The sequence below is a fragment of the Sphingomonas arabinosi genome (assembly GCF_036663715.1).
In the GTDB taxonomy this organism is placed as follows: domain Bacteria; phylum Pseudomonadota; class Alphaproteobacteria; order Sphingomonadales; family Sphingomonadaceae; genus Sphingomonas.
Window position 1 is genome coordinate 423955 of record NZ_JAXOJN010000003.1, and the last position, 20837, is coordinate 444791.

General features: G+C 65.4%; 12 protein-coding genes and 1 riboswitch. Of the genes, 4 read left to right on the plus strand and 8 right to left on the minus strand.

Features of this window, described 5'->3' with window-relative positions:
• The first annotated feature begins 15 nt into the window (after nucleotides 1-15).
• Together U1708_RS07580 and U1708_RS07585 are read left to right on the plus strand one after the other, a co-directional pair.
• The gene (locus U1708_RS07580) at nucleotides 16-1218 is read left to right on the plus strand and encodes an acetyl-CoA C-acetyltransferase (protein WP_332744299.1); all 1203 of its coding nucleotides are present in this window, start codon (nucleotides 16-18) and stop codon (nucleotides 1216-1218) included.
• A gap of 197 nt (nucleotides 1219-1415) precedes the next feature.
• Nucleotides 1416-4667 (plus strand): TonB-dependent receptor domain-containing protein, encoded by a 3252-nt coding sequence (locus U1708_RS07585; RefSeq protein ID WP_332744301.1) that lies wholly within the window; start codon nucleotides 1416-1418, stop codon nucleotides 4665-4667.
• Between the two features lie 55 nt (nucleotides 4668-4722).
• On the opposite strand, the gene U1708_RS07590 is transcribed toward U1708_RS07585, so the two are convergent.
• The 7 genes from U1708_RS07590 to U1708_RS07620 form a co-directional block, all read right to left on the minus strand.
• Nucleotides 4723-5748 carry an alanine racemase gene (locus U1708_RS07590; protein ID WP_332744573.1) on the minus strand — a complete coding sequence of 342 codons (1026 nt, stop codon included), beginning with the start codon at nucleotides 5746-5748 and terminating at the stop codon, nucleotides 4723-4725.
• A 48-nt stretch (nucleotides 5749-5796) separates the two neighbouring features.
• Nucleotides 5797-6576, minus strand: coding sequence for an ABC transporter ATP-binding protein (locus U1708_RS07595; RefSeq protein WP_332744303.1), 780 nt, complete (start codon nucleotides 6574-6576; stop codon nucleotides 5797-5799).
• Complete coding sequence (locus tag U1708_RS07600; protein ID WP_332744305.1) at nucleotides 6567-7535, minus strand: FecCD family ABC transporter permease; 969 nt, start codon at nucleotides 7533-7535, stop codon at nucleotides 6567-6569. Before U1708_RS07600 ends, U1708_RS07595 begins: the two co-directional genes overlap by 10 nt.
• Nucleotides 7536-7686: 151 nt before the next feature.
• Nucleotides 7687-8487 (minus strand): ABC transporter substrate-binding protein, encoded by an 801-nt coding sequence (locus U1708_RS07605; RefSeq protein ID WP_332744307.1) that lies wholly within the window; start codon nucleotides 8485-8487, stop codon nucleotides 7687-7689.
• Nucleotides 8484-10382 (minus strand): TonB-dependent receptor plug domain-containing protein, encoded by a 1899-nt coding sequence (locus U1708_RS07610; protein ID WP_332744309.1) that lies wholly within the window; start codon nucleotides 10380-10382, stop codon nucleotides 8484-8486. Before U1708_RS07610 ends, U1708_RS07605 begins: the two co-directional genes overlap by 4 nt.
• A 115-nt stretch (nucleotides 10383-10497) precedes the next feature.
• A riboswitch (cobalamin riboswitch) is annotated at nucleotides 10498-10697 on the minus strand.
• Nucleotides 10698-10951: 254 nt separating this feature from the next.
• Complete coding sequence (locus U1708_RS07615; RefSeq protein ID WP_332744311.1) at nucleotides 10952-13015, minus strand: TonB-dependent receptor; 2064 nt, start codon at nucleotides 13013-13015, stop codon at nucleotides 10952-10954.
• Between the two features lie 48 nt (nucleotides 13016-13063).
• Complete coding sequence (locus U1708_RS07620) at nucleotides 13064-13528, minus strand: DUF4126 family protein (protein ID WP_332744313.1); 465 nt, start codon at nucleotides 13526-13528, stop codon at nucleotides 13064-13066.
• A gap of 216 nt (nucleotides 13529-13744) precedes the next feature.
• Here U1708_RS07620 and msrB point away from each other — a divergent pair, with 216 nt between their 5' ends.
• Both msrB and U1708_RS07630 read left to right on the plus strand, forming a co-directional pair.
• Complete coding sequence (gene msrB, locus U1708_RS07625) at nucleotides 13745-14194, plus strand: peptide-methionine (R)-S-oxide reductase MsrB (RefSeq protein ID WP_332744315.1); 450 nt, start codon at nucleotides 13745-13747, stop codon at nucleotides 14192-14194.
• A 279-nt stretch (nucleotides 14195-14473) separates the two neighbouring features.
• Nucleotides 14474-16513, plus strand: coding sequence for an L-dopachrome tautomerase-related protein (locus U1708_RS07630; protein WP_332744318.1), 2040 nt, complete (start codon nucleotides 14474-14476; stop codon nucleotides 16511-16513).
• Between the two features lie 424 nt (nucleotides 16514-16937).
• Here the strand turns inward: U1708_RS07630 and U1708_RS07635 are convergent, their stop codons facing one another.
• On the minus strand, nucleotides 16938-20036 hold the full coding sequence (locus U1708_RS07635) for a hypothetical protein (RefSeq protein ID WP_332744319.1): 3099 nt from the start codon (nucleotides 20034-20036) through the stop codon (nucleotides 16938-16940).
• Between the last annotated feature and the right edge of the window lie 801 nt (nucleotides 20037-20837).

A 20837-nucleotide genomic window follows, 5' to 3' on the forward strand; every position in this document is an offset into this window, starting at 1 on the left:
AAAGAGGATCCCGACATGACCGACCCACGCCCAACCGCCCCTCTCCCCGGCGACGTCGTCATCACCGCCGCCAAGCGCACGCCCGTCGGCAGCTTCCTGGGCGCGTTCGCGACCACCCCGGCCCACGAACTCGGCCGCATCGCGATCGAAGCCGCGCTCGGACAGGCGGGCGTCGCGGGCGCAGACGTCTCCGAAGTGATCCTCGGCCAGGTCCTCACCGCCGCGCAGGGGCAGAATCCCGCCCGCCAGGCCTCGATAGCGGCCGGTGTCCCGAAGGAAATTCCTGCCTGGGGCGTCAACCAGGTCTGCGGCTCCGGCCTCCGCGCGGTCGCACTCGCAGCGCAGGCGATCCAGACCGGCGACGCGACTATCGTTGTCGCGGGCGGCCAGGAATCGATGTCGCTGTCCGCGCACGCCCAGTCGATCCGCGGCGGCCAGAAGATGGGCAATCTCAGCCTCGTCGACACGATGGTCAGCGACGGCCTGACCGACGTCTTCAACGGCTATCACATGGGTATCACCGCCGAGAACCTCGCCGAGCAATACCAGGTCACGCGCGGCGAGCAAGACGCCTTCTCGGTCGCGTCGCAGAACAAGGCCGAGGCCGCGCGCGGATCGGGCCGTTTTAAGGACGAGATCGCCCCCGTCACGATCAAAGGCCGCAAGGGCGATACCATCGTCGCCGATGACGAATACATCCGCGCCGGCGCGACAATCGAAAGCGTCTCGGGCGTGAAGCCCGCGTTCAAGAAGGACGGCACGGTCACGGCAGCGAACGCCAGCGGCCTCAACGACGGCGCCGCCGCGCTCGTGATGATGCGCCGCGACGAAGCCGAACGCCGCGGCTCGACCATCCTCGCAACGATCAAAAGCTGGGCCTCGGCCGGCGTCGACCCGTCGATCATGGGCATCGGCCCCGTACCCGCCACCAAGCGCGCGTTGGAGAAAGCCGGCTGGACGCTAGCCGACCTCGACCTGATCGAGGCCAACGAAGCCTTCGCCGCGCAGGCCCTGTCAGTCGGCAAGGAACTCGGCTGGGACGCGAGCAAGGTCAACGTCAACGGCGGCGCGATCGCCATCGGCCACCCGATAGGCGCGAGCGGCGCGCGCGTCCTGACCACGCTGATCTACGAGATGCAGAAGCGCGACGCGAAGCGCGGACTGGCAACGCTGTGCATCGGTGGCGGCATGGGCATCGCTATGTGTCTGGAGAGGTAGAAAAACTGACCTTATGTTGCGGGAATGTGACAGTAATATACTAAAGTGGCAAAAAATTTAATATTCAGCCATTAACCATTGCGCATCCGCTGGCTTTAGCGCCAACTTGCCTCCGTTCAGCGCCATAAAGGCCTGTAAACGGGGGTTAATTGATGGTGATTTCTCGCTTAGCGAGCGCGACTGCGCTCGCCGGTACTTTGTTTTTCGTACCTGGCCTGGCGGCTGCACAAACACAGCCGAACAGCGTCGAAGTACCCTATGGTCCGGCTCAGGCAGGTGCCGCTACGACTCCACCCGCGCCTGCGACGGGCCAGAGTGGATCATCTGACAGCACGGACCAGACAGCGGCTCCCGACGATGAAATCACGGTCACCGGGTCGCGCATTCGCGTCAGCCGCAAGATCGACGCCGCCGTACCCGTGACGACGATCACGGCTGCACAGTTACTCGGTACGCGAGGCGACGTTTCTCTCGGTGACGCGCTCAACCAATTGCCGCAGCTTCGCTCGACGTTCAGCCAGGCGAACTCGACGGGCAGCATCGGCACCGCAGGTCTCAACCTCCTCGATCTGCGCGGGCTGGGCACGGCGCGTACGCTGACCCTGGTCAACGGACGTCGCATCGTAACCGCCGTCCCCGGCAGCTATACGCCCGACGTCAACACGATCCCCTACGATCTCGTGGAATCGGTCGATCTCGTTACCGGTGGCAACTCGGCAATTTACGGATCGGACGCTATCGCCGGCGTCGTCAACTTCCGCCTGCGCAAGGATTACCAAGGCCTGAAACTTCGCGGACAGGGCGGCGTGACGTCGTACGGCGACCGCGGCACCTATCTCGTCAGCGGCGTTGCCGGCCACAATTTCTTCGACGGGAAGATCAATCTTACCGCGTCGGGCGAGTATTCCCGCGCAAACTCGGTCTTCTACAAGGATCGCGACTATCTTGGCGCATTAAGCGGGACCCCGGCTTTTATCACGTCACAGAGCACGGCTGCCCCTAACCGCAATTTCGACGGCGTACCGAACTCGGTGTTCGTTCCGCGCGGCAGCGTATTCAGCAATCGCTCGACCGGTGGCAGCGTCATCACGTCATGCCCCGCAACGGCAACCGCGGCAAACCTTGCTCAGCGGACCAATGTCTGCACCGGACAATTGTCGCCTACCGGTGGTCCGATCGCCTATACCTATGTCTTCCAGCCCGATGGCTCACTCGCTCGCGACAGCAACATCACCGACCTTCGCTCGATCGGCGGCGGCGTGCTGGGCGGCTTCGGCGCCACGGGTGTCGAGGATGCGATGCTGCTGCCTAAGAACGAACGGTATGTCGCCAACATCAATTTGAGCGGCAATTTCTCGCCGGCTTTCAAGCCGTTCATCGAAGCGACGTACGTCAAGGTGGATGTCGAGCAGCAGTCGACCCAGCCGACCTTCACCGGGGGCACGTTGTCATCCACCTTCAGCGTCAACAACCCGTTTCTGTCCGCAGCGAACCGTGCAACGCTGACGTCGATCCTGGCACCGGGCGCGACCAGTTTCACGCTGAACCGTTTCAACAACGATTTCGGCACGCGCTCGGAGTTCCACAACCGCGAAACCTATCGTGGTGTGATCGGGGTCGAGGGCGACATCAGCAAGACCGGCAACCTGCACTACGAAGTTGCTGGAAACTACGGTCGCACTGAGAACCGATATCGGACGGGCGGCAACGTCCTGCTCGCCAATTACGGGCGCGCCATCAATGCCGTCGTCGCGCCCGCCAACTATGCCGGTAGCAACTTCGTGCAGAACGCAGCTGGGCAACGCGTGGTTTGCAGCGTCAATGCCGATGCCAACGCAGCGAACGACGATGCCAACTGCGTCCCACTGAACCTGTTCGGTGCGAACCGCTACGACAGCCGCGCGCTCGGCTACACTCTCTACACGTCGACCCGCGATCAATGGGCCGAGGAAATCGACGTGACGGCTTCGCTGTCCGGCGACTCGTCTGGCTTGTTCAGCCTGCCAGGCGGCCCCGTTGGCTTTGCGTTCGGTGGTGAATATCGTCGCGAGGACGCATTCTCGGGACAGGATCCGGTCACGGCATCGGGCGCGACCTTCCTCAACCCCGCCTCGACGTTCGATCCACCATCGGTCAACATCAAGGAATTGTTCGGCGAGCTTCGCGTGCCGTTGCTGGCGAATATTCCGTTCATCCACGAACTGACGATCGAGGGCGCCGGACGCGTTTCCGACTACGGCGGCAACACCGGTTCGGTCGTTGCATGGAACGCGGGCGGTATCTGGGCTCCATTCCGCGACCTGCGCTTCCGTGGCACGTTGGCACGGTCGGTTCGGGCACCGAACCTGTCAAACCTGTACGCAACCGCGGCTACGACGTTCGTCAACGGCCTGACCGATCCCTGCGATCAGCCCGGGGGCACCAACTCGAGCAACAACATCACCGCCAATCCCAACCGCACCGCAAACTGCGCCGCGGCCGGGATCCCGACGACGATCACGTTCGCCGACCCGCAGTCCGGCGCGCAGCTGGTTCGTCCCTGGACGAACCAGTCGCCATCAGGTGTCGCTGGCGTCAATCAGGGCAATCTCGGCCTGACTCCTGAAATCGGCTATAGCTTTACGGTCGGCACGATCTACACCCCGCATCAGGTTCCGGGTTTGAGCCTCAAGGTCGAATATTATAACATCCGTGTGAAGAACGTTATCTCCGGCCTGACCGGACAGGCGATCATCAACCGCTGTTATGACGACACGAACGGCATCGACAACACGTTCTGCGCCGCAGTCTTCCGTCGCGCGACGGGGGATCCCACGACCAACCTGACCTTCAACGGCCAGACGTCGCGAACGATCGACCAGGCGCAGTTCACCTTCCCGACCACGGGCAACGGCATCGGCTTCATCAACCAGCCGTTCAACTTCGCACAGCTCAAGACGCGGGGTATCGATTTCGATGCCAGCTACGCGCGAGACTTCGGCGAAAACTGGGGCGTGAACGTCCGGTTCCAGGTCAGCTATGTCATGGATCGGCTGAACTACGCCTACATCACCGAACCGAACCGGTACGATCGTCTGGACAGCACGCTGGGCGATCCGCGTTGGCAGGGTGCCTTCAATGCCGCGGTTCATTCGGGACCGATCGAACTGTCCTACAATGCGCGATACGTCGGCAAGCAGATCCTCTTGGGCCAAGTGTACGAAACCTTCTTCGCATCGCAAGGTCGCCCCGCGCTCAATCCCGACGCGCGTCCGTTCGTGTATTACGATCCAATCATCTATCACAATGCACGCATCAACGTTCGGGCGAACGACAAGTACCGCTTCTTCTTCGGCGTCGACAATCTCACCAACGAATTGCCGCCGTACGAACTGACCGGAACTGGCAACGACGCAATCTATCCGAACACGGGTCGGTTCTTCTATGCGGGTGCGGAATTCAAGTTCTGAACTTTAGGCTTTGAGATACCCTTGGGGCTGCCTGTCGGGCGGCCCCTTTTTTTGTTCAAGCCCAATGACGATCGAAACGCGCACCGAGACCTGTCAACAATTCATACTGCGAGCGCCCCGACTGATCGGCCGCGACGACCAATGCATAATCAAGCCCAATCCAATCACCCTCTCGCAGACCGGGGATGGAATCGACGTCGATCGCCAGAAGGTCCATCGATACACGACCCAGCACCGGCAAGTCGATGTCCCCCGTACGGGCAACACCCCGTCCAGAAAATGATCGGCCATATCCGTCGGCATAGCCCAGGTTAATTATCGCGACTTGGGTGCGTCGGGGTGCAGTCCAGGTCGCGTTGTAGCCTACAGTCGCACCCGCAGTGACACTGCGAACTTGGAGTATCTGCGCTTCGGGCCAGACGACCTGTCGGATCGTATCGCTAAACTCACCTCGCGGGACCCCGCCATAAAGAGCAAGCCCGGGCCGCGTCAGGTCGAACGCATAGCCGTCGAGCGCGATACCGGCGGAGTTGGCCAAGCTCATCCGCTTCGCCGACGTGCGGCCCGCAAGCGCGGCGAACCGATCGCGTTGCACCCCGTTCATCGGCACATCCTCGTCGGCGCAAGCCAAATGGCTCATCAGCGTTTCGATTTCGAGCCCGTCGAGCAGGCCGCCTGCGATGTCGTCCGCCGAGACGCCGAGGCGGTTCATGCCGGTATCGGCCATCACGTCGCAAGCGCCGCCGGCTGCGGCTTTCCAGCGGGCGACCTGGGTGGGGGTGTTGAGGACCGGCCGAGCGAAACCGGCAACGGCGGCGGCCATGTCTTCATCGCGAACGCCGTGGAGGACGGACACCGCCAGGCCCAGTGGCGCGAGTTCGGCAGCCTCCTGCCAGTTGGAGACGAAGAAGTCGCGGCAGCCGGCGTCGGCGAGCCGCCGTGCAACCTCGATCGCGCCCAGGCCGTAGCCGTTCGCCTTTACCGCGGCGCCGCACGCCGCGGTGCCGCTCATGCGGCCGAGTGTCCGCCAGTTGTGGACCAGGGCGTCGCCGTCTAGGCGCAGGCGGAGCGGGGCGGGAATGTCGATCACCGGCGCGGGATAGTGCCCCCGGCGAGGCGCGTCGACCGTCTATGCCGCGTAGATGCGTCCGACTGGCACGAGCAGGCGGCGATCGCCATCGTCGAGGGGCGCGACGCGGACGTCGAACACGCGAGCGATCATGTCCGCGGTCATCACCTCGGCGACCGGGCCGAACGCTACGACCCGGCCCTCGGCGATCAGCAGCGCATCGTCGGCCGCGCGCTGTGCCTGGACGAGGTCGTGCAACACGATCGCGACCCCTGCTCCACCCAGCGCATAGCCGCGCAACCTGGCGAGCAGGTCGATCTGGTGCGACGGGTCGAGGCTGGCCAGCGGTTCGTCCGCGAGCAACCAGCGCGGTTCGCCCGCCAGCACGCGAGCCAGCAGAACACGCGCACGTTCGCCACCGGAGAGTTCGCCGACCGGGCGATCGGCGAGATGGGTCGTCTCGGTATCGTGCATCGCGCGGTCGACCGCGGCGCGGTCTTCGGGCGACGGGGCGGCATGTGCGCCGAGGTGCGGCAGGCGGCCCAGCGCGACGACATCGCCGGCGACTATGTTCCAGTGGACCGTCGCGTCCTGCGGTAGATAACCGATCGCGCGCGCGCGCGCGCGCGGATCCATCGTCGCCAGGTCCTGCGTGTCGAGCCGGACGCTGCCGGTGCTGCGGTCGACGAGCGCGGCGGCGGCCTTGACGAGCGTGCTCTTGCCGGCGCCGTTGGGGCCGAGGATCGCGGTGACGCGGCCCGGGCGGAGATGCGCGGACACGTCGCTGAGGACGGTCCGCTTGCCGAGCTTCACGCTCAGCGCGTCGATGATCAGATCCATGCGCGACCTCGTTCCCTGACCAGCAACCCGAGGAAGAACGGCGCGCCGATCATCGCCATCGCGACACCGAGCCGGACTTCGCCTGCACCGGGCGCGAGCCGGACCAGGCTGTCCGCCGCCAGCACCAGCGCCGCTCCACCGAGTGCGGAGGGCAACAACAACGCGCTCGGGCGGTGGCCGAAGATCGGTCGCAGCAGATGCGGGACGACGAGACCGACGAAGCCGATCACGCCGGTCACCGCGACCCCGGCACCGACGACGAGCCCTGTGCCCAGCACCACCAACAACCGGACGCGCCCCATCCGTATGCCGAGCGACCGCGCAGCGGCCTCACCCAGCGCCAGCGCATCGAGCGATCGACCGGTGAGCAACAGCAACACCGCGCCGACCACCATCGGCGGCAGCGCGAGCGTCACGTCGTCCCAGCCACGATCGGTCAGCGCGCCCATGATCCAGTCGATCACCTCCGCGACCGCATAGGGGTTCGGCGCGATCGAGATCAGGAACGCGGTCATCGCGCCGGCGAGACTCGACAGCACCGTGCCCGCGAGGATGAAGGTGATCGCGCTCGGCGACCGCCATGTCAGCGCGGCGAGCAACGCGACCGCGCCGCCTGCACCCAGCATCGCGGCTGCGAAGATCGCGGGGCCGGAGCCCAACCCGAAGACGATCGCCGCGACCGCTGCTAGCGCTGCGACCGATGACACGCCGACAACTGCGGGATCGGCGAGCGGGTTGCGGAGATAGCCCTGCAACACCGCTCCCGAAAGGCCGAGCGTGGCGCCGAGCGCAAGCCCCAGCACTGCACGCGGCAGGCGCAATTCGAGGATGATCCACCAGCGCGGGTCGCTCGAGAACCAGGCGTCGAGCGGTACCCAGACTTTCCCGCAGCCGAGCGAGAGGGCGAACAGGAGGACGACCAGCAGGCCGAGGGCGATGAGTTTGACCGTGCGGGTCATCACAGGTCCACCGCAAGCATACCGAATACCGCCGCCACCCCGGCGAAGGCCGGGGCCCAATTGGAGGACGATCGTGACGGCGCGCAGCACTCCTTTATGTCCGCCATTCCAATTGGGCCCCGGCCTCCGCCGGGGTGGTGTATGTGAGGTATCACAGCCCCGCCCTTATCGCGGCGAGGCGCTCGAGAGCATGCGGGATCGTAGGCCCGCCGCAATTAATCAGCACGCGCGGAAAAACCGCTTGCGGCGTGCGCGGCAGCAGACGGCGGCGCAGCGCGGTACCGCGGCCGACGCGTTCCGGGGCGATCACGATGGCGGGTGGCTGAGTCACGATCGTCTCGGCGGACAGCGTGCCGGTATGCGTCAGGCCATAGCTCGCGGCGGCATTACGGAAGCCGACGCGGGTCATCATCTCGTTCAGCAACGTGCTCCCTCCGGTCGCCAGATCGCCGCTGATATAGAGCAAAGCGCTCGGCGAGGGTCCAGTCGTGCGGCTCCAGCGCGTCACTGCACGATCGATCTCGGCATTGATCCGCGCGCCGCCCATCGGCGCTCCGGCGGCCTCGGCGATCTGCGTGACCTGCGCCTGGCTCTCGGCGATCGAGTCCGGGATGCCGACCAAGAGCGTCTTCAGACCGGCCCGCGCATACGCCGCCTGGGTCGCGGGCGGCGTATAGGTGCTGGCAATGACCAGATCGGGGTGCAGCGCGATCACTTCCTCCGCGGTCCCGGCGATCCCGCGAAACCGCCGCGCGACCGCGATCGGGATCGAGGTCGCGGAGGGGTCCTGCGAATAATGGCTGATCGCGGCAATCCGCGCGGGCGGCAGGATACGGATCAGCACCGCGTCCACGCACGGATTGGTCGAGACGATCCCCCCGCCGCCGCCCGATACTGGGGACTGTGCACAGCCCCCGAGCAGGAGCGCAAGTAGGATCGCCCCGTGCCTCACTTCAAGCGCAACCGCACGCCGCCATAGGCCGCGCGGCCGTAATTGCCGTAGCCCGCGATCGTCTCGTACCGCGTGTCGGTCAGGTTATCGACGCGGCCATAGACCGCGAACCGCTCGCCGATAGGCAGTTCCGCACGCACGCCGGCCAGCGCATAGCCGTCGAGGCGCGCGGTGTTGCCGACGTCATCGAAGCTGTCGCCGACCATCGTCACGGTGCCACCGACCGACAGCCCGAACGCGAACCTATAATTGGCGTCGACACTCGCGGTCTGCTTGGGACGGCGCGCGAGGTCGTTGCCGAAATCGTCGCCGACCGAGCGGTTCTCGGTGTCGATATAGCTGTAGTTCGCGGTCAGCGTCAGCGCATCGACCGGACGCAGCGCGAGCGTGAATTCGACGCCATCCGCTTCAGCACGGGCGACGTTGTCGTAGACGCCGAACGGACGGTTGGCGCAGATCGAACCGGGCGTCGTCAGCTCGGTCGGGCTGCAATCCCGGAAGTCGATCTGGTTGCGCGTGCGGCGATTGAAATACGTTACTCCGACGCGGGCCCGGTTGCCGAGGAAGGCTTGCTCGATGCCGACGTCGAAGTTGCGCGCGGTCTCCGGATCGAGGTCGCGGTTTCCGTAGTCGGAGAAGAGCTGGTACAAGGTCGGTGCCTTGAAGCCTTCGCCGTAGCTTGCCCGAACGGTGATGCCGGTGCGCAATGCCAGCGCGGCGTTCGCGCCGAACGTCGTGTGGCTGCCGAAATCGTCGTGATCGTCGTTGCGGACGCCGCCGGTAATCGTGAGGATGTCGAGCGGCTTGACGATCAGCTGGCCATACACGCTGGTGATCCCGGTATCCGCGAAGGTGAAGCCGTCGTTGAAACGGCTGTCTTCGCGCTCGACGCCAGCGACGATGCGGACTTGATCGAGCGGACGGAAATCGCCTTGATATTCATAGCGTTCGCTGCGGCCGCGACCGATGAACGACGGATCGTTGCCAAAGCTCGGGTCGTAATTATCGCGATTGATATCGGCGATCGTGAACGCCACGCGGTTGTTGAACCGACCATCGGCGAGGTTCGCGTGCAGCCCAGCATAACCGTACGCCTCGCGCGTTTTCGAATATTCGGGGGTGTCGGCGAACACGTAATCGGGTGCCGGGAAGCCATCGATCTCGACGCGGCTGTCGGCGAAATAGCCACGCAGGTCGAGGCCGATGCCCGGCGCGAACTCGATGCCCACGCGCCCGGTCGCGCCATATTGGCGATAGCCGTCGCGCTCGGTGCCGCTGGCCGCCGACGAGATACCATCGGTCTTCAAATACCCGCCGGTCAGCGATCCCGATACCGGCCCGGTCTTGCCCGACACGCCCGCGCTCGCGAACACGCTGTCGGCATAGCCGTATTCGGCGTTGGCGCGGGCCTGCACGCCTTCGGTCGGCGCGGCGGTGATGATGTTGACGACGCCGCCGATCGCCTGGCTACCCCACGGCACCGAGTTCGGGCCGCGCAACACCTCGATCCGCTCGACCGAGCTGGACAGCAGGTTGCCGAAGTTGAAGCCACCGCCGGTCGACGAGGGATCGTTGACGCGGACGCCATCGATCACGACCAAGGTCTGGTCCGCCTCGGCGCCGCGGATGCGGACGCTGGTCAGCGCGCCGACAGTGCCGTTGCGCGTAACGGTGACGCCGGGCGTGGTCGCGAGCAGGTCGGATACGACGGTCGTCTGCCGGCGCTCGATTTCGGCGCGGTCGATGACGGTTACCGCCTGGCCGATCTCGCTCAGCGGTTGCGCGGCGCGGGTCGCGGTGACGATGACTTCGGGGGCGTCGCTATCGGAAATGGTCTGGGAATGAGCAGGCGCGGCGATCGTCGCGGCGCTCAGCAGAAGGAAGAATTTCGTCATGGGGCACGTCCTGGCAGAACCGCCCGCGACCATTCGCGGGAGCGGCAGACGTCTCTCGCTCGAGGAAACCCGGCTGGACCGGAGCACTCGTCCGCGCCGGACACCCGCCCGCGCAGTGGATCGACTGTGAGAGGCAGGTCTCCTGGCTTCCGGGTCACCGCGCCCACCCCGCCTTCCCAGGTCGAAACCCAGTGGCATATCGGGGTGGCCGCTATCCGGTCACAGTTGCGGGTACAGCGCCGGTCTTGCGGACATATCCGCGCACCGACTTCCCTTTTGATCCCGTCGCCGGGAACCCTTCACGGTGGTGGCATTAGTCGCAGCGTATGCACGGGTCAACGCGGAGCCTACTCATCCTCCCCCGCCTGAGGGCGGGTAGCGCTGGGTCAGCAGGTTCACGGTCCATCGCACCACCCCGGCGAAGGCCGGGGCCCGATTGGGGGACGTCGATAACGGAGCGCCGTGGCTCGTTATTGCCACCTTTCCAATTGGGCCCCGGCCTTCGCCGGGGTGGTGGGTCTTACCTGACACCTGTGCCTGCCCACATCGTCCTCCCCCACGGGAAAGTATCAGCGCCCCCCGTAGCGCAACCCCACCCAGATCGTCCGCGGCGTCGCGCGCTCGACGATGTTCGCGCCGCTGATGCCAGCCTCGACGCGCTCGTTCAGGAAATTCTCCGCCCGGAACTCCGCAACCAGCGACCGCATGATCGGCAAAGCCGCATACGCATCCAGCGTGGTCGCAGGATCGAGCACCCGCGTATTCTGGTCGTCGTCGAACTGGCGCGCGATATGCCGCACGGTCAGCGATACCGCCGCCGCATCGCGCCGCCAGTCGACCGTTCCCGACACCTGATCGCGCGGCGTCTGCGCCGGTCGCAAGCCATTCAACGCAGCGGTGATCCCGGACCCTTCGACCGTCGAGTTCGTATGCGACCACGACGCCTGCACGCCGACCGGACCGGGCCGATATGACGCATCCAGCTCGAACCCATGCGCGCGGATCGCGTCGAGGTTCTGGCGAACGCGGTAGGTTGCTACCCCCGGCAACACCTGTACCGGATTGGTCGTCGTGACGTTCGCCACGGCATCCTTCAACCGGTTGTAGAAATACGTCGCGGCGATGCTCACCCCCGGCGCAGGCGTCAGCGTCACCCCGCCCTCGACGCCGGCCAGCCGCTCCGGCGACAGGAGCGCATTCGCTGCGGTCGCATCGTTGCCGACCCGGAACGGCCGATACAGCTCATTGAGCGTCGGCAACCGCCACCCGCGATACCCGGCAACCCGTAGCGTAATCGCCTCGACCGGCTGGTACGCCACGCCCGCCCGCCCGGTGGTCTCGCTACCGTCGCGATCGGCATACCGAAGGTCGGTCAACGCGGCGCCGCCCACGAGCGGCCGTTCGGACAGATAGCCGCCATCGATCGACCACCAATCGACCCGTCCGCCAAGGCTGAACGTGAAGTCGCCCGCCACCAGGCTTCCATCCGCGAACACGCCCGTCGTCGTCGTGCTCCCCCCAGCCTCGCGCCGCCGCGTCGGCGCCGCGTTGACAAAGGTATAAAGCTCCTGCGTCTTGCCGCTGACATCGCGAACATCCGCTCCGAGCCGAAGCGTAATGCTCTCGCCCAGCGGCGGCAGGACCTCGATCCGCCCGCCGAGCCCGGTCGCCGGCGTATTATATTGGTCGAGTGACTGGATCGCGGTCGTTCGCGCGGCATTGATGCTGTTGAAGCTGCTCGCAAACGCCCGCGTCTGCAGATACGCCAGCGCTGAATACCCCCAGCGCCCGCGCCCGATCAGCCGGACGCTCGCATCCGCCCCCTCGCTCTTGTTGTCGGTGAAGTCGCTCCCCCGGTCGCGGCGATCGGTGAACGCGCTCGCATTCATCTGCAATTCGGTCTTCGCGTCGATCCCGACCACGGTCCGCAGCGCCCCCGACGCCTGCTCATATGGCGCCGGACGATCGACGATCCCGCGGCTCTCCTCGACCGTCGGGGTGAAGCCATCACCGCGCGCGTAAGCTCCGGACAAGGTCGCAAACCCCGATCCCCGCACCAGCGCCGCAGAACCCTGCGCATCGACCGAATCGCGGCTGCCATACGCAACGCTGCCCTGGAACGGTGCCGCCTGATCCGGCGTCGCACTCTCCAGCTCGACAGTCCCGGCCAGAGCCCCCGGCCCCTGATACCCGCTCCCGCCGCCACGCGTCACACGGATACGCCCGAGCCGCCCCGTCGCATACGCCGGGAACGCGACCCACCCTCCGAACGGATCCGCCTGCGGTACGCCGTCGAAGATCAACAACGCCCGGCTCGACGCATTGCCGCCGATCCCGCGCAACGAAATCCCCTGGCTGGTCGGGTTGGCACTGCGCGAATCCGACCGGCGGAATTGCTGGAGCCCCGCGACGTCGGCCAGCACGCTCTCCAGCCGGTTGCTTGCGTTCGCCTGGATCCGATCGCGGTCGATCGTGACGATGTCGTACGCGCGATCACCGGGCGCATCGGCAAGCCCGCGCCCGGTAACGACGATGTCAGCCGATTGGTCGGCAGGCGTCGCGGTCGTCTGCGCGACCGCGCTACCAGACGAAATCAACACGAAGGCGAGCGTAGAGATTGAGATACGGATCATCGCCGCGGCATGGCAGCTTTTCCGCTCGCCCGGAATACGCCTCCGACGTCAGGCAGCCCCAAGTTTCGCGGCGTTTCGCGCAATTGCCGCCGCGCCCGCGAGAACCGCCGCATCCTCGACGAACCCGGTCGGTGTCTGGCCGTATTTCGACATTGCCGCCATCCGCGCACGCCACCCGGGATAGGATGCCGCCACCGCAGTCAGTCCGCCGACCGCCGCACCCAACCACCGCTGCCGCCGCGGGACGAGTGACGCGCCCGCGATCGCAGAGGTGACGAACCGCGCGGCAAGACCGATCGCGACGATCCGGTCGGGCGCCGTCTTCTGCTTGTCCCCCGCCATCTCGCCGATCGCGAGCGCCAGCGCGCCCGCTGCGACTACGGGATGCGACAGCAGCTTGGGCGCACCGTTGTCGATGGGCAGTTCGTCGCGAGCGGCGGCGATGGCGACGGCGGCGAGCGGCGTCATTGCACGCTGGCCTCCGACGAGGCCCATCAGGAAGGATGCGAGCATGATGATCTCCGAAAACAGGTTCGAGCGCCTTAACGCGCGCCGTGCCCGTGGGGTCCGCCAAGGACACGCCACGCACCGCCCGAGGACATCGCCGCCGCCACCGCGTTTTGGCTGGCGCCGACGCGCACTATATAACCGGGGTCAACCTGCCGGTCGACGGCGGCCCGCCCGCTTCGCACGGCCAACCGGCGCTCTCCCGAGCGCGAGAGGATCAACATGACCCACTACAAAAAAACCGACGAGGCGATCGCCAAGCTCACCCCCGAGCAGTTCCACGTCACGCAGCAGAGTGGCACCGAGCGGCCGGGCACCGGCGAATATCTCAACACGCGCGAGCCCGGTCTGTACGTCGACATCGTCTCGGGCGAGCCGCTGTTCGCGTCCGCCGACAAGTTCGATTCGCATTGCGGCTGGCCAAGCTTCACCAAGCCGATCATGCCCGAGCATGTCGCCGAGCTCCACGATCGCAGCCACGGCATGGTCCGCACCGAGATTCGTTCGGCGGGCGCCGACAGCCATCTCGGCCACGTGTTCGAGGACGGCCCCCAGGACAAGGGCGGCCTGCGCTATTGCATCAACTCCGCGTCGCTGCGGTTCGTCCCCCGCGCCGACATGGAGGCCAACGGGTACGCCGCCTACCTGCCACAGGTCGACGCGGCGGGCTGATTGACTACGTGACGGTGTGCCACGCAGGTACACCGTCACGGATAAATGGCGCTCCATTCAGCGCCCAGTGCAAGCTTCGCACCCAACGCCGTGACCTACCCGAACACCGCGTGGTCGTGCAGATTCGGTTTCGGCTTATCAATCCTATCGCCTGAACGTCGTTGCGGATCACTGGCTTAGCCGCCGGAACAGCAGCCTCCCGAGACTGTTTCGACAGCAGGACAGTTCGTGTCGGCCCGTCCACTGCGCGTCCGACGCCGCGATCCGACGAGGACCATCATGCCGATCCAGAAAACCGACGATCTCGAACTCGCCTACGCCGATACCGGGCCGCGCGATGGCCAGCCGGTACTGCTGATCCATGGCTGGCCAGACGACGCGTCGACCTGGGACGAGGTCGCTCCCGCGCTGAACGCCGCCGGATTACGGACGATCGTCCCGACCTTGCGCGGCTTTGGCGAAACGCGGTTCGTGGGCGACGCGCCGCGCACCGGCAACAGCGCGATCCTGGCGATGGACATGATCGCGCTGATGGACGGGCTCGGGATCGAGACGTTCATGATCGCCGGGCACGACTGGGGCTCGAACACCGCGGAGGCGCTCGCGGTTGGCTGGTCCGACCGGGTCGAGCGGATGGCGATGCTCGCGACCCCGCCCCGTATCGGCGGCATGCCGACGCCGCCGTTCGACCAGGCACAGCGCCAATGGTATCACTGGTTCATGGCCACCGCGCGCGGTGCGCAGGCCGTGCGCGACGACCACAAGGGCTTCGCGCACATCCACTGGGTCAATTGGTCGCCCCCCGGCTGGTTCGACGAAGCGACCTTCGCCCGTGTCGCACGCTCGTTCGAGAACCCCGATTGGGCCGACGTCACGCTGCACAGCTACCGCGCGCGCTGGAACGAGGCCGAACCCGATCCGCGCAGCCAGTGGCTCGAAAACAAGGTGAAGGCGACCAAAACGCTCTCACTACCGACGATGTATTTCCAGGGCGCGGTCGACGGCGTGAACCCGCTATCGGCAAGCACGGCGGTATCCGCCAAGTTCACCGGTCCGTTCGCGTTCGTCACGCTCGACGGCGTCGGCCATTTCATCCAGCGCGAAGCCCCCGACGCGGTCGCGCGCCATCTCATCCAGCTATTCACCGGCAATCCCGCCGACCTGTCCGACACCACCGACCGGAGCCTTATCATTTCCAAGACCAAGCCCTTACTCGCCGGCGCTGCCGCGATCGCGGTCGTCGCCGCCGCGGCGATCGGTGTCGCCAGCGCGCAGACTGCGGCGCAGACCAGCGGCCGTCCACTCACCCAGGTCGCGCAGTTCGATCACCAGGTGACCGGCGTCGCCGTGACGGCCGATGGTCGCCGCTTCGTCAATTTCCCGCGCTGGACCGACGACGCGCCGATCTCGGTCGCCGAAGTGATGAAGGACGGCTCGCTCAAACCCTATCCAGACGCCAAGTGGAACAGCTGGCGCAACGCCAACTCCGCGGAAATGCCGGTCGGCGATTACTTCGTCTGCGTCCAGTCGATTGTCCCCGACGGCCACGGCAACCTCTGGGTGCTCGATCCCGGCGCCCCCGGTAACCAGAATATCCTCGAAGGCGCGCCCAAGCTGGTCAAGGTCGACCTCGCCACCAACCGCGTGACCAAGGTCATCAAGGTGCCGCTCGACGTCGCGTTGCAGGGCACCTACCTCAACGACATCCGCTTCTCGCCCGACGGCAAGACCGGCTACATCACCGATTCCGGGACACGCGGCGCAATCATCGTCATCGATCTCGAAACCGGCAAGGGCTTCCGCGCGCTCGACGGCCACGGCTCGACGCAAGTCGACAAGGCCGTGAAGGTGATGACCGACGGCAAGCCGCTCGTCCGTCCCGATGGTCGTCAGCCCGCGTTCGCCGCGGACGGCATTGCGATCTCCAACGACGGCAAGACGCTGTATTACCAGGCGCTCACCGGCAAGACGCTCTACTCGATCGACACCACCCTGCTGCGCGAAGGCGTCAGCGAGGCGACGCGTGCGGCGGGCGTAAAGACGGTCGCGGAAACGCACGTCGCCGACGGCCTGTGGATGAGCAAGGCGGGCACGCTGTACCTGACCTCGCCGACGAACAACGGCATCACCCGGCTGGTCGGCGATCATGTCGAGCCGGTGCTGACCGACGCCCGACTGCGCTGGCCCGACACCTTCTCGGAAGGTCCCGACGGCCGCATCTACGTGACCGCCAGCCACATCCAGGACACCAACTGGTTCAAGCCGGGTGCACCGGCCTCGATCCAGACCCAGCTATTCTCGTTCGCTCCGGTACAGTGAGGGCCTAACCCGCAGGCTCCCCGGGCAACCCCGCTTATGCTCCGGGCAAATAAAAACCCCGCTAGCCCATGGGACTAGCGGGGTTTTCAATGGTGGGCGTGGCAAGGATTGAACTTGCGACCCCTGCGATGTCAACACTAGGCTGTGGAGCGAAAACCCGTGATTTGCGCCGTTTTTCACAGATAGCTAGTCCAGAACAAACGGAAAACATCAGGCTGAATTTGGGCTTTTTACCGCGGTTTTACCGCACCGAAATCTCACGTTTATCGACGGTCAAGGCTCCCATGCTTGGCCTTGCCAGCCCGACCAAATGACTGGTGGGCGCGGCTCCGAGCCCGTTCCGCCGCCAGGTCTCCGCGACAAAGGTAATTGACGGCGGACGATCCTTGGTTGGCACGCGAAAGCACGAGTCAAAATGCCTACCTCAGTCTGGCGCAGTATCCTGCGCTTCCGGTCCCCGGATCTCGAAGACGGGATGGTCGCTCCAAACCAGAATCTGCCGGAAATTCACCGTCAAAGGTCCCGAGAGGGGGTCGTCATCCTCCGGCTCCCAGGTCAGATCGACGCGATGCCCGGCCGCGGCCCCAAATCCCATGCTGCGCAATTGCGTGGCCGAGAAGAGCCAAGCCACGCCGGCCGGCACGTCGGTCGCGAACACTTCAACCCCCTCGACGACGCCGATGAACCGGCCCCGCTCTCGGGGCCTGCGACCGCCCACGACTATGACCTCCGGCGGTCCAACAACATGTCTCGAGCCATACGCCTGGAGCCCCCTCTGAGCATCCTCGATGTTCACAACGAGAACCGGCTGCGGCCCAACCCGAGCGATCAGCGGAGCGATACTTTGCCAGAATGAGCGTGTCTGGAGGAGACTGTCGACCTCGATGCGCTCGCGCACCCGCCCGACGAAGCTGCGGAAGGCCACACGCCCGGCCTCCGTGCGAACAGCAGTGCTGACGGTCTCGCGCCAATTGCTGATCGGCGGCTCCATCTCTGGACGGACGAGGCGTGCCTTTGGGATCTCCCCGAACTGCAATGTCCGCTGCTCACCGCCGTCACCCGCCGCGTAACACTCCACGTCCACGAAGAAGGCGACGCTCGCCGGCGACTTGGTGAGATCGGCCTCGATCGCGACCCGAAGGTCATTCAGGGCGGCGGGATCGACGGCTTTCGACCTGAGACGCGATGCCCTCGCCTTCTCGATGGCCAGTACGCAAACATCTAACTCCCTCGTTAGGGCTCCGGCGGCGTCCGCCGATCGTATTTCGGGCGCCAAGTTCGCGACAGCGTCTCCAAACCTTGGATCCCCGCTCCCGACGACTTTGCGGATGCGTCGGAACTGGTCCAGGACCGCGCGCAAGGACGCGTCCCCGTCCGGCGGTAGATGCTCCTCGGCAGCCAAGGCGGCGATCTCGGCAGCAGCGGTTCCTTCGGCACCGATTGCAAGAGCCGTCAACATGGCTGCGTCGCCTACGAGGAGATCATCCCGATCGCTCATGGTGGTTGGTGAGAAGATCCTTCCAGGCACCACCTTTCCCTCGCGCATCCGATCCATGTGTTGCAGCGCACGATCGAGCCATGCTCCGTGGGTCCCACTCTCAAACCGCTCGCCGGCTAGTTGAAGACGTACCATTCCGATCATTGCCGTCCGCATGTCGAACGCCGCCCGCCGGGTGCCCAGCTCGTCTGCGCCGATACCCGCGAGCAGTTCGCCGGCCATGGCAGAGGCAAGCGTAGCGGACCGTCCGCCGCCCGCACCCCAGAGCGTCAGCATGGATGCGGTCATGAGGATCACGTCGCCACGGACGCCGGCCACCAGTTCGTTGAAGACACTGTCCGGCGACGCGTCGTGCGAAAAGCCTTGATCGAGTTGAGCCACCCGCGACTCCACCTCTGACCACGGCTTCGCCATGCTATCCGGCAGCATCAGCCAAGGATGCGAGTGGTATCCGTCGTCCCGAACATGGAGCATGCCCGATCCGGGCCATCTGACGAGGGCTTCGCGGAACAGACGAGCCCCAACGGCATCGCCGTTCCAGACCGCTGTCGCTAAAGAGTACGCCGTGTCGGCGAGGTGCTGTCGCATGAATGGCCAGGACGAGGCGTAGCGGTTCCACTGTTCCCCGGCTTGCAGGGGAACGCTGGGCTGCCACGAGAACGCGTGCGACGTCATTTCGATCAGGGACTCCCATGCCCCGACGACATTCGGCATCGCATCGGCCAGCGCCTTGGCATCCGATCCGGCAAGCGTGCCGTGGGCATCCTCCGCCGCGCCCGACGTCGTCGCGAGCGATCGTCGCGTGATCCAGGACTCCACCGCGTGAACCAGCGACGGGCCGAGGTCCAGAATGCCCTCGATCAGCGCAGTCGACAGCGGAACATCCGCATTTCCCCCCATGAGACGCCTGGGAACGTAAGCGAGCTTTTCCAGGAAGCTTCCGTTATCGGGCAGACGGTCGACGGCGAGATTGAATAGGCGGCGGTACTGGCGTAGCCAGTCGCGGTACGGCGGATGCCATTCCGAGCCAGCGACCTCCGAGTAGCTGAAGGGTCGGGCATCGTCATTCGTTGCCGCGTAGATGTCGATGAGGAACCGATTGTAGCGAATCAGTTCGCCTAGCGCGCCGTCGAACGCGACGGGCGCGCGTCGCTCGATCTGGATTGCCGCCCGCTCGGCAAGCTCTTCGATGATCTGGTCGGACGAGGGAAGGTCGTCATCCATTCGACGTTCCCCGAAGTGGAATGCCCACTTTAGCACCAGCTTCTCGCCTCTGGTCAACGGCACGCCGCCGCTTCGCCGACACCATACCGTAGGCCCTCGCACCGGTTCGTCGAGCCGAAGGACGAACCAGAGCCGCGGACCACTACCCAGGGTGGTCGCGGTGCTTGACGTCCCCGTCTGCGAGCATCTCGCCGTCCAACGCGCCAGCACCCACTTGGCCAGCGCCAGCCTCACATCGAGGAGGCATGTTCCGTCTGTGAAGTCGCTCTCGATCTCTGGGGCGCTGGCGATACCTGTTCCGTAGCCGAACGTCATGCCGGGCCGACCGTTCTGACCGGTGGTCATTCCGGCCGTCAGGTGAAGATGATGGCGGACGCGCCGGGTCAGCTCCCGAGGAACGACGACGTTTGCTGTGTACCGTTCCCTCATGCGTTCCCTCGCGCCACGCTGGACGAAACCGAACGTGACGGCGATGAAGTGCGCGGTTGCGGCGATGTTCACCAGCATCCAGGCCACATGGACGGCTAGCAGCCCCGCCTTGAAGATCGGTGTGGTCAGAACGCCGCCAAGTGCGTGGAAGACCGCTTGCGCGGGCCATACGAACTGGACGCAAAGCACCGCCGCAAGCGCAAGACCACTTGCGGTGATCTCCAGGAACAGCGACTCGTGGTAGTAGACCTTGACATCCGTGGTCGCGTCGTCCCGTTGCGCGATCAACGTCACCAGCGCCAAGGCCAGGGATATGACGCTCAGCAGACCGATCTGCGCCCCGAGCAGCCAGCTCGGCACGGTGTCGATCATCTGCCTCATCACGCGCGTGGCGCTTGGGGACACGGTCGTAATCTCGGATCGCATCGTCCCAAGCCAACCCTCTACGTTGAGAACGGCGAGATCGATTACAAGGTACGGCGCGAGGAACGCGCCGAAGCTGCGGCCGCTTAGGATCATGCGCAACGCACGGTGGCCAGACGGATAGCGTGAGCGGCGGGCTACCGCATTGATTCCCATCTGCCGCGAAACCTCCCGCTTGGTCGCGGAGTTTATGCTGCCTGTAGATCCAACCAGTCCGAAGCTCATGTCCGATGGCTCGGCCGACTGTATGCCGGCCCATCACTCAGGACCATCCGGTGGCTTTCGGGGGGCGGCAATCGGTCGGGCATGCCCAACCGTTCCACGTCAAGATGGCACTGTCTACCGGTGCCTATGTAATTGATATGGTCGTGCGATCGCGCTTATCGTCGCCGCACCGATCCGGACGGGGACTGACAACCGCCGCCCCCCTCCAAAGGTGAGCTCGATACCAATCCCGACTGCAGCCGCCGGCACTTTCGTCACACCGCCATCCGCGGCGTCACAAACTTGAGACACGATCTTTAGGCGAACCGGCAGCGTCCCCTTGATGCTAGGCTCCACATCCGGAATTCTTGAAAGCCCCCCCCAATTTTGTCTGTTCGACGGCCCCTCCCCCCTCTCGGGTTTGTTGCCCACCGCGCCCTGTTCGGGGGATAGGTGTTCGGGGATAGGTGCCGATCTGAGGTCGACATTGGCCGTCTGGCGTATGTGCCGACAGTGTCGCCGCGCCAGTTGGGGATCAGACGGGGT